This window comes from Caballeronia sp. 11_S32 (genome assembly GCF_056930355.1).
Genome location: NZ_JBXOWH010000003.1, coordinates 2329918 through 2344916, shown reverse-complemented (window position 1 = coordinate 2344916; position 14999 = coordinate 2329918). Strand labels below are relative to the sequence as shown.

At 64.3% G+C, this 14999-nt stretch carries 16 protein-coding genes; 6 read left to right on the top strand and 10 right to left on the bottom strand.

Annotated elements, in window-relative coordinates:
• Nucleotides 1-35: 35 nt before the first annotated feature.
• From AC1Z32_RS22605 to AC1Z32_RS22590, 4 genes are read left to right on the top strand one after another with little or no spacing between them, the layout of a single operon-like run.
• Entirely contained in the window at nucleotides 36-1232 is a 1197-nt protein-coding gene (locus AC1Z32_RS22605; RefSeq protein ID WP_483480709.1) for an acyl-CoA dehydrogenase family protein, read from the top strand.
• Between the two features lie 10 nt (nucleotides 1233-1242).
• Complete coding sequence (locus AC1Z32_RS22600) at nucleotides 1243-2358, top strand: acyl-CoA dehydrogenase family protein (protein ID WP_483480707.1); 1116 nt, start codon at nucleotides 1243-1245, stop codon at nucleotides 2356-2358.
• Between the two features lie 20 nt (nucleotides 2359-2378).
• On the top strand, nucleotides 2379-2837 hold the full coding sequence (locus AC1Z32_RS22595) for a MaoC family dehydratase (RefSeq protein WP_062601714.1): 459 nt from the start codon (nucleotides 2379-2381) through the stop codon (nucleotides 2835-2837).
• A complete protein-coding gene (locus AC1Z32_RS22590) occupies nucleotides 2834-3295 on the top strand; it encodes a MaoC family dehydratase (RefSeq protein ID WP_483480705.1) in 462 nt (153 codons plus the stop codon). Before AC1Z32_RS22595 ends, AC1Z32_RS22590 begins: the two co-directional genes overlap by 4 nt.
• Before the next feature lie 15 nt (nucleotides 3296-3310).
• Here AC1Z32_RS22590 and AC1Z32_RS22585 read toward each other — a convergent pair whose 3' ends face one another.
• The 7 genes from AC1Z32_RS22585 to AC1Z32_RS22555 all read right to left on the bottom strand — a co-directional run bounded on the left by AC1Z32_RS22585 (nucleotide 3311) and on the right by AC1Z32_RS22555 (nucleotide 10523).
• A complete protein-coding gene (locus tag AC1Z32_RS22585; RefSeq protein ID WP_483480703.1) occupies nucleotides 3311-4525 on the bottom strand; it encodes an acyl-CoA dehydrogenase family protein in 1215 nt (404 codons plus the stop codon).
• Nucleotides 4522-5625 carry a phosphotransferase gene (locus AC1Z32_RS22580; protein WP_483480701.1) on the bottom strand — a complete coding sequence of 368 codons (1104 nt, stop codon included), beginning with the start codon at nucleotides 5623-5625 and terminating at the stop codon, nucleotides 4522-4524. The genes AC1Z32_RS22585 and AC1Z32_RS22580 overlap by 4 nt, the downstream gene beginning before the upstream one ends.
• Nucleotides 5626-5646: 21 nt before the next feature.
• On the bottom strand, nucleotides 5647-6372 hold the full coding sequence (locus AC1Z32_RS22575) for a histidine phosphatase family protein (RefSeq protein ID WP_483480699.1): 726 nt from the start codon (nucleotides 6370-6372) through the stop codon (nucleotides 5647-5649).
• Between the two features lie 4 nt (nucleotides 6373-6376).
• On the bottom strand, nucleotides 6377-7165 hold the full coding sequence (locus AC1Z32_RS22570) for an oxepin-CoA hydrolase, alternative type (RefSeq protein WP_483480697.1): 789 nt from the start codon (nucleotides 7163-7165) through the stop codon (nucleotides 6377-6379).
• Nucleotides 7162-8703, bottom strand: coding sequence for a 3-hydroxyacyl-CoA dehydrogenase (locus tag AC1Z32_RS22565; RefSeq protein ID WP_483480695.1), 1542 nt, complete (start codon nucleotides 8701-8703; stop codon nucleotides 7162-7164). Before AC1Z32_RS22565 ends, AC1Z32_RS22570 begins: the two co-directional genes overlap by 4 nt.
• 99 nt (nucleotides 8704-8802) lie before the next feature.
• On the bottom strand, nucleotides 8803-9984 hold the full coding sequence (locus AC1Z32_RS22560; protein ID WP_483480693.1) for a pyridoxal phosphate-dependent aminotransferase: 1182 nt from the start codon (nucleotides 9982-9984) through the stop codon (nucleotides 8803-8805).
• A gap of 47 nt (nucleotides 9985-10031) precedes the next feature.
• Nucleotides 10032-10523, bottom strand: a complete 492-nt coding sequence (locus AC1Z32_RS22555; RefSeq protein ID WP_483480691.1) for a putative toxin-antitoxin system toxin component, PIN family — start codon at nucleotides 10521-10523, stop codon at nucleotides 10032-10034.
• Nucleotides 10524-10579: 56 nt separating this feature from the next.
• On the opposite strand from AC1Z32_RS22555, the gene yaaA reads away from it, so the two are divergent.
• A complete protein-coding gene (gene yaaA / locus AC1Z32_RS22550) occupies nucleotides 10580-11359 on the top strand; it encodes a peroxide stress protein YaaA (RefSeq protein ID WP_483480689.1) in 780 nt (259 codons plus the stop codon).
• A gap of 31 nt (nucleotides 11360-11390) precedes the next feature.
• The gene (locus tag AC1Z32_RS22545; RefSeq protein WP_483480687.1) at nucleotides 11391-12551 is read left to right on the top strand and encodes a M14 family metallopeptidase; all 1161 of its coding nucleotides are present in this window, start codon (nucleotides 11391-11393) and stop codon (nucleotides 12549-12551) included.
• Between the two features lie 94 nt (nucleotides 12552-12645).
• Here the strand turns inward: AC1Z32_RS22545 and AC1Z32_RS22540 are convergent, their stop codons facing one another.
• From AC1Z32_RS22540 to AC1Z32_RS22530, 3 genes are all read right to left on the bottom strand, one after another.
• Entirely contained in the window at nucleotides 12646-13251 is a 606-nt protein-coding gene (locus tag AC1Z32_RS22540) for a BspC domain-containing protein (RefSeq protein WP_483480685.1), read from the bottom strand.
• A 146-nt stretch (nucleotides 13252-13397) separates the two neighbouring features.
• Entirely contained in the window at nucleotides 13398-14072 is a 675-nt protein-coding gene (locus AC1Z32_RS22535) for a hypothetical protein (protein ID WP_483480683.1), read from the bottom strand.
• A 68-nt stretch (nucleotides 14073-14140) separates the two neighbouring features.
• On the bottom strand, nucleotides 14141-14950 hold the full coding sequence (locus tag AC1Z32_RS22530) for a LuxR C-terminal-related transcriptional regulator (RefSeq protein WP_483480681.1): 810 nt from the start codon (nucleotides 14948-14950) through the stop codon (nucleotides 14141-14143).
• Between the last annotated feature and the right edge of the window lie 49 nt (nucleotides 14951-14999).

Genomic DNA, 14999 nt, shown 5'->3' with positions numbered 1-14999 from the left:
GCTCCGGACTGAGCCATGATTGGGAGACACCGCGAATGAACCTCGATTATTCCCCCGCCGATGGCGCCTTTCGCGCCGAGATCCGCGCCTGGCTCGAAGCCAGTCTTCCTCGCGCGCTGCGCGACAAAGTTCTCCATCACAAACGTCTGACTCGCGACGATTACGCGAGCTGGCACAGGCTGCTCGCCGCGCGCGGCTGGTCGGCGGTCGCGTGGCCGAAGGAATACGGCGGCCCGGGCTGGGACGTCGCGCAGCGCCATATCTGGGATGAAGAATGCGCCCGCGCCGGCGCGCCGATGGTGCTGCCGTTCGGCGTGTCGATGGTCGCGCCCGTGCTGATGAAGTACGGCAACGCCGGGCAGAAATCGCACTATCTGCCGCGCATTCTCGACGGCACCGACTGGTGGTGCCAGGGCTACTCGGAACCCGGCTCGGGCTCCGATCTCGCGTCGCTGCGCACGCGCGCCGAGCGGCGCGGCGATCGCTATATCGTGAACGGACAAAAGACCTGGACCACGCTCGGCCAGCACGCCGACATGATGTTCTGCCTCGTGCGCACCGATCCCGAAGCCAAGAAGCAGGAGGGCATCTCGTTCCTTCTGATCGACATGAAGACGCCCGGCATCACCGTGCGGCCGATCATCACGCTCGACGAGGATCACGAAGTCAACGAGGTCTTCTTCGAGGACGTGCAAGTGCCGGTGGCGAATCTCGTCGGCGAGGAAAATCGCGGCTGGACGTATGCGAAGTATTTGCTCGGTCATGAGCGCACGGGCATCGCGCGCGTCGGACAATCGAAGCGCGAGTTGCTCTTTCTGAAGCGCATCGCAGCCGATCGCACCGAAGGCGGGAAGCCGCTGCTGCACGATCCGCGCTTCGCCGCGAAAGTGGCCGCGCTCGAAGTCGAACTGATGGCGCTCGAAGTAACCGTACAGCGCGTCGTCGCGAGCGAAGCCGGCGGCAAGGGCCCGGGACCGGAAGCATCGATGCTGAAGATCAAGGGCACCGAAGTGCAGCAGGCGCTCACCGAGTTGATGGTCGAAGCGATCGGTCCGCAAGCCGCCGCCTTCGATCCCGCGTTTCTCGAAGGGGAGCGTGCGCACAGCATCACCGGCGACGACGATGCCGCGCCGCTCGCCGCCTACTACTTCAACTTCCGCAAGACATCGATCTACGGCGGCTCGAACGAGATTCAAAAGAACATCATCGCGCAGATGATTCTGGGACTTTGAGGAGCGCCGCATGGACTTCACCTTCAGCGATGAACAGCAGCAGTTTCGCGACGCGCTGCGCCGTTATCTCGACAAGGAATACGCGTTCGATGCGCGGCAGAAAATCGTCGCGTCGGCGGCGGGCGCCGATGCAAAGCATTGGCGCGCGTTCGCCGAGCTTGGTCTGTTGGCGCTGCCGGTTCCCGAAGCACAGGGCGGATTCGATGGCGGTCCGGTCGACATGCTTGTCGTGATGCAGGAGCTTGGGCGGGCGCTCGTCGTCGAGCCGTATTGGGCGACGGCGGTGGGCATCGAAGCGTTGCGGCTCGGCCCGGATGCCGGCGATTTGCTCGAACGCGCAGGGCGTGGCGAGATCCGTCTTTCCGTCGCGTTCAATGAACCGCACGCGCGCTACGATCTCTTCGACCTGCGCACGACCGCGCGCAGCAACGGCGATCATTTCACGCTCGACGGCACGAAGTCGATGGTTCAGCACGGCGCGCAAGCCGACTACTGGATCGTGCCGGCACGGATCGATGGCGAAGTGGCGTTGTTCATCGTCGGCAAAGAGGCGGCGAATGTCGGCATCACGGAATACCGCACGATCGACGGTCAACGCGCCGCGACGCTCACGTTCGACAAGACACCCGCAACGCGTCTCGGAAGCCGTGGCAAGGGCGCCGCAACGCTCGAACGCATCGCGGATTACGCGACCTTCCTGCTGTGCGCGGAAGCGCTCGGCGCGCTCGATGCGCTCAATCTCGCGACCGTGGCCTACGCGAAGGAGCGCCAGCAGTTCGGCATGCCGATCGCGCGTTTTCAAGTGTTGCAGCATCGCATGGTCGATATGCTGATCCACGCCGAGCAGGCGCGCTCGATCACCTATCTGGCCGCCGCGCGTTACACGAGCGGCGACGCCGCGACGCGCGCGCAAGCCATCTCGGCCGCGAAGGCGCGCGTCGGACAGGCTGCGCGCTTCGTCGGTCAGCAAGCGGTGCAGTTGCACGGCGGCATGGGCATGACCAACGAGCTGCCCGCGGCGCACTGGTTCAAGCGCTTGTCGATCATCGAGACGACGCTCGGCGATGTCGATCATCATCTCGCGCGCTTTGCCGCGCTTCCTGCTTTCTCCGTCACCGAAGTTTGATGCTCACCGAGGAAACATGCATGAAATACGCCTATGAGGATTTCGAAATCGGCAGCGCGGTGCAGTTGAGCGCGCATACGTTCACGAGAGAAGAGATCGTCGGGTTCGCCGAGCGCTACGATCCGCAGCCGTTTCATCTGTCGGAGGCGGCGGGCGAGGCGTCGCATTTCGGCGGGCTCGTCGCGAGCGGCTGGAACACGTGCTCCGCGATGATGGGCATCCTCGTGCGCGACATGGTGGGCGATTCGACCTCGATGGGCTCGCCCGGCCTCGACAACATCCGCTGGATCAAGCCGGTGCGCGTCGGCGACACGGTGCGGCTCACCGTGCGCGTGCTCGACAAGCGCGTGTCGAAGAGCAAGCCGGATCGCGGCATCGTGCAGACGCGCTGGGAAGCGCACAACCAGAACGGCGAACTCGTGCTCACGGTGGATTCGGCCGCGCTCTTCGGCCTGCGCGATCCGGGCGGTCAGGCATGAGCGTGGCGTCGTTGAAGAGCGTCGCCGATGTGTTCGCGGCGGCCGGCGTCGCGCGCTATATGAGCGAATGGACGACGATCGATCAGACGCGCGTGAACCGCTTCGCCGACGCCACCGACGATCATCAATGGATACACGTCGATGCCGAGCGCGCCGCGCGCGATTCGCCGTTTGGCGGCACCGTCGCGCATGGGTTTCTGACGCTGTCCCTCGTGCCGATGTGGCTCGTGCAATGCGTGCCGCTCGCCGCGCGCATCAGCGTGAACTACGGCATGAACCGCGTGCGCTTCATGTCGCCGGTGCGCGTGGGCGCGCGTCTGCGCGCGGCCTTCGCGATCGACAAGGTGATCGAAGTCGAAACGGGCAGCGCGCAGGTGACGTGGCTCGTGACGGTCGAATGCGAAGGCGGCGGCAAGCCCGCGTGCGTCGCGGAGTTCATCACGCGGCACGCGTTCTGAAGCGCGCTCGCCGGTTCACGTGTACTTGCCGACTTCGAGCTTCGCGATGGCATTGCGATGCACTTCGTCGGGGCCGTCCGCGAGACGCAGCGTGCGCGCCGATGCATACGCATATGCGAGCGGAAAGTCGTCGCTGACGCCGCCCGCGCCGTGCGCCTGAATCGCCCAGTCGATGACCTGACACGCGACGTTCGGCGCAACGACCTTGATCATCGCGATCTCGCCGCGCGCGCCCTTGTTGCCGACGGTGTCCATCATGTACGCGGCCTTGAGCGTCAGTAGCCGCGCCTGCTCGATCATGATGCGCGCCTCGGCGATGCGCTCCTGCGTCACGCCATGCTGCGCGATCGGCTGGCCGAATGCGACGCGCGCGAGCGTGCGCTTCGTCATCAGTTCGAGCGCGCGTTCCGCGAGGCCGATCAGGCGCATGCAATGATGAATGCGCCCCGGCCCGAGCCGGCCCTGCGCGATTTCGAAGCCGCGTCCCTCGCCGAGCAACATGTTGGCCGCCGGCACGCGCACGTTGTCGAGCGTGATGTCCATGTGGCCATGCGGCGCGTCGTCGTAACCGAAGACGTTCAATGGCCGATGCACCGTGATGCCGCTCGCGTCGGCGGGCACGAGAATCATCGACTGTTGCGCGTGTTTCGGCGCGTCGGGATCGGTCTTGCCCATCACGATATACACCTTGCAGCGCGGGTCGCCCGCGCCGGACGACCACCACTTGTGACCGTCGATCACGTAACTATCGCCGTCGCGCGCGATGCTGCATCGGATATTGGTCGCATCCGACGACGCGACTTCCGGCTCCGTCATCAGAAATGCCGAGCGGATTTCGCCGCGCAACAGCGGTTCGAGCCATTGCGCCTTCTGCGCATCGGTGCCGTAGCGCTCGATGGTTTCCATGTTGCCCGTATCGGGCGCGCTGCAATTGAAGACTTCCGGCGCCCACGGCACGCGGCCCATGATTTCGCAGAGCGGCGCGTATTCGAGATTCGTCAGGCCCGCGCCGCGCGCCGATGCGGGCAGAAAGAGATTCCACAATCCTTCGGCGCGCGCCTGCTCTTTCAGGCCTTCGATCAGGCGTGTCGGAACCCACGCATTGCCGGCCGCGCGATTCGTCGCAATTTCTTCGGCGTAAGCGCGTTCGTTCGGGTAGATGTGCGCGTCGAAGAAAGCGAGCAGCTTTTCGCGCAGCGCTTGCACCTTGGGTGTGTAATCGAAGTTCACGCTCTTGTCTCCACCTTTTGTGCGTACTGCCACGCGAGTTCGGCCATCGGCCGCGCGCGCCTGCCCGCATCGATGGCTTGCGCGCTCGCGGCCGTGCCATCGACGACGCGTTTCATGATGCCTTGCAGAATCGCGGCGATGCGGAACATGTTGTAGGCGAGATAGAAGTTCCAGTCGCCTTCGATCGCGAAGCCCGTGCGCTCGCAATAGCGCTTCACATACGCGGCCTCATCAGGGATGCCGAGCGCAGCCCAGTCGAGTCCGGCGATGCCGCGAAACTGCGATGGATCGACATGCCACGCCATGCAGTGATACGCGAAGTCGGCGAGGGGATCGCCGAGCGTCGAGAGTTCCCAGTCGAGCACGGCGAGCACGCGCGGCTCGGTCGGATGAAAGATGAGATTGTCGAGCCGATAGTCGCCATGCACGACGCTGACGCGCGCGTTCCTCGATTGCGGAATGTGTTGCGGCAGCCAGTCGATGAGCCGGTTCATCGCATCGATCTTCTCGGTCTCCGACGCGACATACTGCTTGCTCCATCGCCCGATCTGACGCTCGAAGTAATTGCCCGGCTTGCCGTAGCTCGAGAGACCGGCGGCTTCGACATCGACTGTATGCAGCGCCGCGATCACGCGATTCGTTTCGTCATAGATCGCGGCGCGCTCGGCGGGCGTCATGCCGGGCAGCGATTGATCCCACAGCACGCGGCCCTGCACGAACTCCATCACATAGAACGCGCGGCCGATCACGTTTTCGTCCTCGCACAGCGCGAGCATGCGGGCGACGGGCACGTCGGTCGAGGCAAGCGCGTCCATCACGCGATACTCGCGCTCGATCGCATGCGCAGACGGCAACAGCTTCGCCGCCGGTCCCGGCTTCGCGCGCATCACATAGCTGCGCGCGGGCGTGACGAGCTTGAACGTGGGGTTCGACTGACCGCCCGCGAACTGCTCGACAGTCAACGGTCCGCCAAAGCCATCGACGTGCGAGGCGAGCCACGACGCGAGCGCGTCGGTATCGAAGCGCTGTCGTTCCTGCACGGGACGCGTTCCTTCGAACGCGGAGAAATCGGACTGCTTTTGAGTCTCGTTGTTTTGCATCGTCTCCTCCGGGCTGGTACATCAACTCATGTCGCCGGCCTTGTAGCGTATGAATTGCGCGTAGAGCAGCTCCATCGTCGTGTTGCGCACGTCGGCGTGCAGCGGCGAGGGCGGCGAATGATTGATCGCGTGCACGACCCAGTCGCCGGGTTTCTCGCCGACATCGAGCGCGTTGATGCAGCCCGTCGCCTGCGACAGATGCCCGAAGAACGCGCGCCCGCCCGCCGTGATCGCATGAGAAAGCAGTGCGCGATTGACGCCGCCGTGCAGCACGAGCAGCACCGTGTCCCACGAGCGATCTTCGCGCAGGCGCGTGACGGCGGGCAGCGCGCGATCGAGCAACTCGCCGATCGTTTCGCCGCCGAGAAACTGCATGTCTTCGGGCACGACGCCATCGAACACGGAGAGGAACGCGCGCTCGATATCGGACGTCGAGAGGTCCTTGAGCTTGCCACCGCGAATCTCCTGCCACTCGGGCCAGATTTCCGGCTCGATCGACTGGCCCGTTTCCGCGAGCACGCGTTGCGCGGTTTCGACCGTGCGCGGCAGCCCGCTCACGATCACGCGATCGAAACGTACCTTCTGCGCGGCGAACTCGAGGCCCGCCGCGCGCGCTTCCTCGCGTCCGCGCTCGTTGAGCGGCACGCTTTCGGGATCGATCGCGCGGCCGCTGTCGTCGAAATAGGTGACGTCGCCATGCCGCATCAGAAAGATGCGCCGGCGCTTCGGCAGTTCGTAGTGAGCCATGGGCTTAGCGATAGTTCGGCTGACGCTTTTCGAGGAATGCGGTGATGCCTTCGAGCGCATCGCCGTGATGGAGCGCGTCGACGAAGCTGTCGCGTTCCATGTCGAGATGCGCGGCGAGCGGCTGCACATCGGCCGCGTTGATGAGCGACTTGATCCGCGCCATCGCTTTCGGCGACACGCTGCCGAGATCGTCGGCCCATGCGATGGCCGCATCGAGCGCGATGCCTTTCTTCGTCAGCCGGTTCACGACGCCCACTTCATGCAGACGCGCCGCGCCTATCGGCTTCGCTTCGAGCAGCACTTCGCTCGCGAGCGTGCGCGGCAGCGCGCGCGCCAGAAACCACGATGCGCCGCCATCCGGCGTGAGGCCGACACGTGCATACGACATGACGAACTTCGCGTCATCGGCGGCGACGATCAGATCGCACGCGAGCGCGAGCGAAAAACCCGCGCCCGCCGCCGCGCCTTCGACGGCCGCGATCACCGGTTTGGTCGATGCACGCAGCGCGCTGATCCATTCGGCCAGCAAGTCGATGCTTTGCCCTTGCACCGACGGATCCTTCGCGCGATTTTCGAGCAGGCGGTTCAGGTTGCCGCCCGCGCAGAAGAAGTTGTCGGCGCCCGTCAGCACGATCGCGCGCACGGAGTTGTCGCGTTCCGCCGTGTTCAATGCTTCGATGCCGGCGGCGTACATGTCCGGATGCAGCGCGTTGCGCGCGCCGGGGTTGGAGAGCTTCAGCACGAGCGTGGTGTCGCTGCCCGCGGGACGGTCTGTCAGTAGTTCGGCGCTCATCTGAGCTCCTCGATATGGGTAAGCGGAAGTCCGAGTTGCGCGCGCCGCGTGAGCCACGGCGCGGGCCGGTAGCGCGGATCGCCGAGCACGGCGTAGATGTTGCGCAGGATCGTGAGGATGGTGCGCGCGCCGAGTGCATCGCCGAGCGCGAGCGGGCCGCGCGGGTAGCCCAGGCCGAGCGTCACGGCGAGATCGATGTCCTCGGGCGTCGCGATGCCTTGCTGCGCGATATCGCAGCCGATGTTCACGATCGTCGCGACGACGCGCTGCGCGACGAAGCCGGTCGAATCGCGGATCACGCTGACGGGCACGCCGTCGAAGGCGAAGAGTGCGTGCGCCGCGTCGCGCATCGCGGGCGTGGTCGCGGGCGTCGTCATGATCGTGCGGCGCGCGACGGTGTCGAGCGGAAAGAGCGTGTCGACGGCGACAACGCGCGTCGCGTCGAGATGCTCGTTGACGGCGGTGGTGGTCGCATCGAAGCCGAGCGGCGTCACGATGATCAGCGAATCCGGCTCGGGCGCGTGGCCCGAATCGATATGCACCGAGCAATCGCACTTGGCGATCAGCTTCAGCACTTCCTCGCGGCCTTCGTGCGATGCGCGGCTGATCCAGACGCGCGTCGGCAAGTGCGTGGGCGCGGCCGGCTCGGGCGCCACGTCCTGCTTGCCATCGACATAACGATAAAAGCCAACGCCTGCCTTGCGCCCGATTAGCCCGCCCGCGAGCCGCGTGCCCGTGATCGGCGACGGCCTGAAGCGCGGCTCTTCATAGAACTGGTGATAGATGGATTCCATCACCGGATGCGAGACGTCGAGCGCGGTGAGATCGAGCAGCTCGAACGGCCCGAGGCGGAATCCCGCCTGCTCGCGCATGATGCGGTCGATATCCGCGAAGCTCGCAACGCCTTCGCTCGCGACGCGCAGGCCTTCGGTGTTCATGCCGCGCCCGGCATGATTGACGATGAAGCCCGGCATGTCCTTCGCGCGCACCGGCGTGTGGCCCATGCGGCGCGCGAGCTCCATCAGCGCGTCGCCGGCGCGCGGGTCGCCGCGCAAACCGTCGATCACTTCGACGACGCGCATCAACGGCACCGGATTGAAGAAGTGAAAGCCCGCGACGCGCCCGGGATGCGCGCATCCGGCGGCGATCGCGGTGATCGACAGCGACGACGTGTTCGACGCGAGAATGCAATGCTCGCCGACCACCGCTTCGAGCTCGCGGAACAACTCGCGCTTGATGTCGAGATTCTCGACGATCGCCTCGACGATGGCATCGCAATCGGACAGCTCGCCCGTGTCGCCAGCATCGCGGATGCGCGCGAGCGCCGCGTGCGCGTCGGCTTCCTTGAGCTTGCCCTTCGCGGTGAGCTTCGCGAGGGTTTCCGACAGATACTCGCGCGCGGCGGCGAGCGCTTTCGGGTTCGTGTCGTAGAGGCGCACGTTCAGCCCGCCGAGCGCCGCGATCTGCGCGATGCCGCGCCCCATCGCACCGCTGCCGACGATACCGAGCGTCTCGATCCTGTATTCGTGCTGACTCATGATGCGGTTCTGCTCCTTCAGGAATGGAACACGCGGGGCTCGCGCAGCGTCGGGCGAGGCCAGCCGATCGAGCGCGCGCGCAATGTCGCGCGCGGACGCTCAGAGTTTGGCGAGACGTTCGAGCGCGAGCGCGAGCGTTTCTTCCTTCTTCGCGAAGCAAAAGCGCACGACGCCCGATTCGTGACTCTCGTGATAGAACGCCGACACCGGAATCGCCGCGACGCCGATTTCGCTCGTGAGCCATTTCGAGAACTCGGCTTCGGGCATGTCACTGATCTTCGAATAGTCGACGCACTGAAAGTACGTGCCTTCGGACGGCAACAGCGAGAAGCGTGTCTTCGCGAGACCTTCGCGGAAGAAATCGCGCTTCTTCTGATAGAACGCGGGCAGTTCCAGATACGGCTTCGGGTCCTCGAGATAATGCGCGAGGCCGATCTGCATCGGCGTGTTCACCGTGAACACGTTGAACTGATGCACCTTGCGGAATTCGGCGGTGAGCGCGGCGGGCGCGGCCACGTAGCCCACTTTCCAGCCGGTCACATGAAACGTCTTGCCGAAGCTCGACACGACGAAGCTGCGCTTCGCCAGTTCCGGATAGCGCGAGACGCTCTCGTGCGGCGCGCCGTCATAGACCATGTGCTCATAGACTTCATCGGAGACGATCAGCACATTGGTGCCGCGCACGATCTCCTCGAGCTTCTTCATGTCCTCCGCGTGCCACACGCGGCCGGTCGGATTGTGCGGCGTGTTGATCATCAGGAGGCGCGTCTTCGGCGTGATCGCGGCGGCGATCTTGTCGAAGGGCAGGGCATAGTCGGGCGCCTCGAGCGACACGAACACCGGCTTGCCGCCCGCGAGCTCGATCGACGGCACGTAGCTGTCGTACATCGGCTCGATGACGATGACTTCATCGCCCGGATGCACGCAGCACAGGATTGCAGTCAAGAGCGCCTGCGTCGCGCCGGCGGTCACGGTGATCTCGCGGTCGGCGTCGTAGGCGCGGCCGTAAAGAGAGTCGATCTTGCGCGCGATCGCCTGGCGCAAGGGCGCGACGCCGGCCATCGGCGGATATTGATTGTGGCCGTCGCGCATCGCGGTCGCGACGGCATCGACGATGCGCGCGTCGCAATCGAAATCGGGGAAACCCTGACCGAGATTCACCGCGCCTTTTTGCGTCGCGAGCGCGCTCATCACGGTGAAGATGGTCGTGCCCACATTGGGCAGACGCGACGGGAAGGAAAGCTCGGGCGGTGTCGGCGGCAATTCGTGCGTGGCGTTCATGGTCATGTGGGCAGTGGATGGTGGCTCGCGGCTATTTTAAGACAGCATCAGCCGATGGCCGCCTGTGCCTCGAATTCGAGAACGAAGGGTTTCGGCTCCGCGATGCGAAACGCGAAGTCGCGCGCGACGCGCCGCGCGAGCTTCAACACGGCGCGGTCCTTCGAGACGAGCCAGTCGGCGCCCGACGCATGCGCGAGTTCCAGAAACTTTTGATCGTCGCGGTCGCGGCACTTGGGCAGCGGCCGTTCGTTTTCGTCGATGGTCGCTGCGACGTGCGTCGACAGGCGCGCGACGGTCGCGAGCGCGGCGCTCTTGTCGACTTCCATGCGCACGAACTGCGGATAGTCGAGCACGCGCGTGAGCTCTCTGAGACAGCGCTCGTCGATCAGCGCTTCGAGCGTGCGGGCTTCGAGGGCCGCGTGAATCGGGCGCGTGGCGGGGTCGTCGAACACGAGGATGTCGATCCAGACATTGGAATCGAGCACCACGCGCATCGGGGACGACAACGGCAACGGCGGCGGCGCGGCGGAATGGTCCATTCGATACAATCAGGGGTTTATGCCAATGATCGCCGGCGGCGTGCCGGCGAGCCTCCATGATAATCGTTCTCTCGCCCGCCAAATCGCTCGACTACGAGACGCCCGCCCATATCAAGAAGCACACGCTGCCGCAGTTCGTCGATGACGCCGCCGAATTGATCGACGGCCTGCGCGAACTCTCGCCGCAGCAGATCGGCGGCATGATGGGCATTTCGGATCAGCTTGCGGCGCTCAATTTCCAGCGCTATGCGGACTGGTCCCCGACCTTCGACGCGCACAACGCCAAGCAGGCGGTGCTCGCGTTCAACGGCGACGTGTATGAAGGCTTCGCCGCGAAGACACTGTCGGCGAGCGATCTCGATTTTGCGCAGAACCATGTGCGCGTGCTGTCGGGGCTGTACGGCCTGCTGCGGCCGCTGGATCTGCTGCAGCCTTATCGGCTGGAGATGGGCACGAAGTTCGCCAACGCGCGCGGCAAGGATCTGTACGCATTCTGGGGCGAGCGCATCACGGCGGCGCTCAACGAGCACCTGAAGAAGCAGCGCGGCGCGCGCGTGCTGGTGAATTGCGCGTCGGAGGAATATTTCAAGTCGATCAAGCCGAAATTCCTGGCCGCGCCCGTCATCTCGCCCGTGTTCGAGGACTGGAAGGGCGGGCGATACAAGATCATCAGCTTTCACGCGAAGCGCGCGCGCGGCCTGATGGCGCGTTATGCGGTCGAGAACCGCATCGACGAGCCGGAAGCGCTCAAGGGCTTCGACAGCGAAGGCTACAGGTTCGACGCGAAGGCATCGAACGATTCGACATATGTATTTCGTCGCCGCGTAGCGGAATGAGTCCGCGCGGCAAGCACGCAAGGAAACGCAGATGAGCCTCTCCATTTCAAGCAACTTCGACGCGGGCGCGATCGAAGTCCTCAACGCCGACGAACCCACGGACATTCGCCTACGCATTCGACCCGATTCGCACGCCGATTTCGCGCAATGGTTCTACTTTCGCGTGTCGGGCGCGCGCGGCGAGCGTCTCGTGATGACCTTCGAGAACGCGGCGCAGTGCGCATTCCCGGAAGGCTGGCGCGACTATGAAGCCGTCGCGAGCTATGACCGCGTGAACTGGTTCCGCGTGTCGACGGAATTCGACGGCAAGGTCATGAAGATCGATCACACGCCGGACTTCGACCGCATCTATTACGCGTACTTCGAGCCTTACAGCGAGGAACGCCACTCGGAGTTTCTCGGCGCCGTCCAGCAGATGCCGCTCGCGACGCTGACCGAACTCGGCAGCACGGTGCAGGGCCGGCCGATGTCGGTGCTTTCGCTTGGCCTGCCGGACTTCGGCGAGGCCGAACCGAAGAAGAAAGTGTGGATCATCGCACGCCAGCATCCGGGCGAGACGATGGCCGAATGGTTCGTCGAAGGGCTCGTGAAGCGCCTCGCGGGCTTCGGAGACTGGGCGGGCGATCCGGTCGCGCGCGCGCTCTTCGAACGTGCCGTGTTCCATATCGTGCCGAACATGAATCCCGACGGCAGCGTGCTCGGCAACCTGCGCACCAACGCGGCGGGCGCGAACCTGAATCGCGAGTGGATGGAGCCGAGCGCCGAGCGCAGTCCTGAAGTGCTGCTCGTACGCGAGGCGATCGAGGATACCGGCTGCGATCTCTTCTTCGATATCCACGGCGATGAAGCCATTCCGTACGTGTTCGTCGCGGGCTCGGAAATGCTGCCGGGCTTCACCGAGCAGCAGGCGAAGGAGCAGAAGGCGTTCGTCGACTTCTTCAAGCAGGCGAGCCCGGATTTTCAGGACGTATACGGCTACGAGTCGGGCAAGTATCAGACGGATGCGCTCAAGCTCGCATCGAAGTACATCGGCAACGAGTACAAGTGTCTGTCGCTCACGCTGGAGATGCCGTTCAAAGACAACGCCAATCTGCCCGACGAGAGCGTCGGCTGGAACGGCGCGCGCAGCGCGGCGCTCGGCGCATCGATGCTGCAGGCGATTCTGTGGCATCTCCAATCGTTTGGCGATTGACGGCCGGCGATTCGCCGCAGACGTAAAAAGGGCGTGGCCACTTTGTGTGGCCACGCCCTTTTTTTGCTGTGTCTTCGATGCGGTAAGAAGCGGATCAGTGCGTCTTGGTCGATTTCTTCGCCGACTTGCCTGAAGACTTCGGCGCGCTCTTTGCCGTGCTCTTGCTTGTGCTTTTCGTTTTGCTCGCTGCTGCCTTGGATTTCGCGCCGTGCTTGCCCGTCGTGTGCGTGGAACGCGGTTCGGCGCGCGCACGCAAGGGCGGCACGGGATCGTTCCAGCCGAACGCGAGCATCTGGCTGCCGACATAACCGCAGCGGAACTTGAGCGCGGTGGAATCGCGCTCGCCGTTCTTCGGAATGCCTTGGCCTTCGACGGTCACGACGTTGTCCACCTTGATTCGTTGTTTTTTCTCATCGAACGAATCATTCCACGGCTCGATCGCGGAGTGGGAAGCATCGAACGAAGTGGGCGGAAACTCGACGTGATCGAAGGCGGTGGATGTGCTGGCGATGAAGTTGCCATGCGCGGCGCAATCCGCGACGAGCGGATTGGCGTTGAAGTCGGTGACGAAGTGGTGAATCAGTTCGTTGCGCTCGTCGAGCGAATCGGCAAAAGCGGAAACCGCGCATGCCAACGATGCGCATACCGCCAACCGGCCGACGAGCCGCAGGAGCCGGCGCGGTGCGTAGTTACTTTCCATCAAGTCTGGCGCTAAGAAGACACGGGCAAGTAAGATGCGCCGTGTGGGGAAGGAGTTCAATCTTATCGCACTTTGCGCGCGTGACGACTGCCAGAAATCTTATATGCGTCGAACCGGACGGTAAGCGACTGGTGCTCGCGCGTAACCTAGACGCGCGGACCGCGATCGAGACGATATCGGCGCACGTCGTACGTGGTGATCCACGCAGGCTTGTACACCGTGATGAGGATGGTGAGCAGGCCTGTGAATAGCGCCTCGCCGCCGCCGAGCAACAGCGAACCACGCGTGAACGCGGCGGGCACGACGATGGGGCCGCCGGCGAGCGCCATCTCAAGCAGCACGGTCGCACCGCATGCGGCCGCAACCGCGGCCGCGGAAGTGATGAAGCCGTGCCCCGCAATGAAAGTGAAAAGATTGCGCGGCAGCCAGGCGTTGCTCAGGCGTTGCAGCAGGGTCGAAACGGCGACGGGCAATGCGCCGAAAAGAATATAGGTGGTCGCGACCGAGAGCCAGGAAGCATCGAGCACGACTGCGGCGAGGCCTGTCGTCGCAGCTGTGCCGATGAGCGCGAGCCGCCAGTCGAACAGCGTGACCATCAGCGTCGCGCCTAGCAGATGGATCACGGGTCCGTCGTCGAACCATGCATTGCACGCCCACAGCACCGAGACCGCGACGATGACGCCAAGCCACACGTTCTGCAGCGTGGCGTCTTGCAGGCGAGCGAAGGGGCGCTGCAGCATTACGAGCGCGAGCAGTCCCGCGGCGACGATCCAGCTGCCGACGGTAAGCCAAAGCGGTAGCGGTGTGTAGAAGAACCCCATGCCTTGCATATTACTCGTTGCGCGTAAAACGTGTGCGCAAAGGACGGACCCTTTTGCCTCGTTCGTTGCTAGAACGGTGATTCAGGCTCGGCGGCCATCGGCAGCGAGGCCGAGTCGTTGTCGAGGAGCGAAGGATAGCGCGTCCGTGGCCTGCGCAGCGGAATCACGCCTGGCTGGCCCGATACGACGCGCGCCGCCGGCTCGCTTCCGCTGCGCAGAATCTCGAGATGCGCGTTTTGCACCCCGTTGTAAATCGCGACCGCGGCGGCGCGATTCGTGGCGCCGAGTTGCTGGAAGATACTTGCAAGGTGGATTTTCACCGTGCCTTCGCTGATCCCGAGCGTCTTCGCAATCATCTTGTTGGTGCTTCCCATGTGCACGCAGCGCATGATCTGCCGTTGCCGGGGCGAGAGCGTCGGATGATGACGAATCCTGTGCGGAAGCTTGACGCCGACTTGCGCGCGGCGGGCGGTGAGCTCGAGTGTCAGTTCCGGGTCGACGACGTCCGGCGGAATATAGTGGCCGCCGACGAGCACCATCTCCAGTGCGCGAAGAATCAGGATTGGATCGAGCAGGCGCGGGATCACGCCCATTGCCCCTGCGCTCACCAGCGCGTAGACGAGGGCGGCGCCGCAGCGGTCGACCATGACTGCAACCGGAATGCGGGGTGTGTCGTCGAGCATGTTCTGCAGGTCGCCGATGCGCAGATTCGGCGACCAGTCGATCACGATCATGTCGTGTTGGGAACGTTTCAAGGCGGAACGAGCTTGTCTCCAGTCTTTCGCCTCGGTGAATTGCGCCTGACGCGCGACGCGGCGCAGCAATGTTTTAAGGCCCGCCCGGCGTTCGGCGTCGGAACCAATGATGTTTATTTTCATGCTTTACCTCTGGTCAATACACCCGTCGCCGTGGCTCCGGGAACTCAGC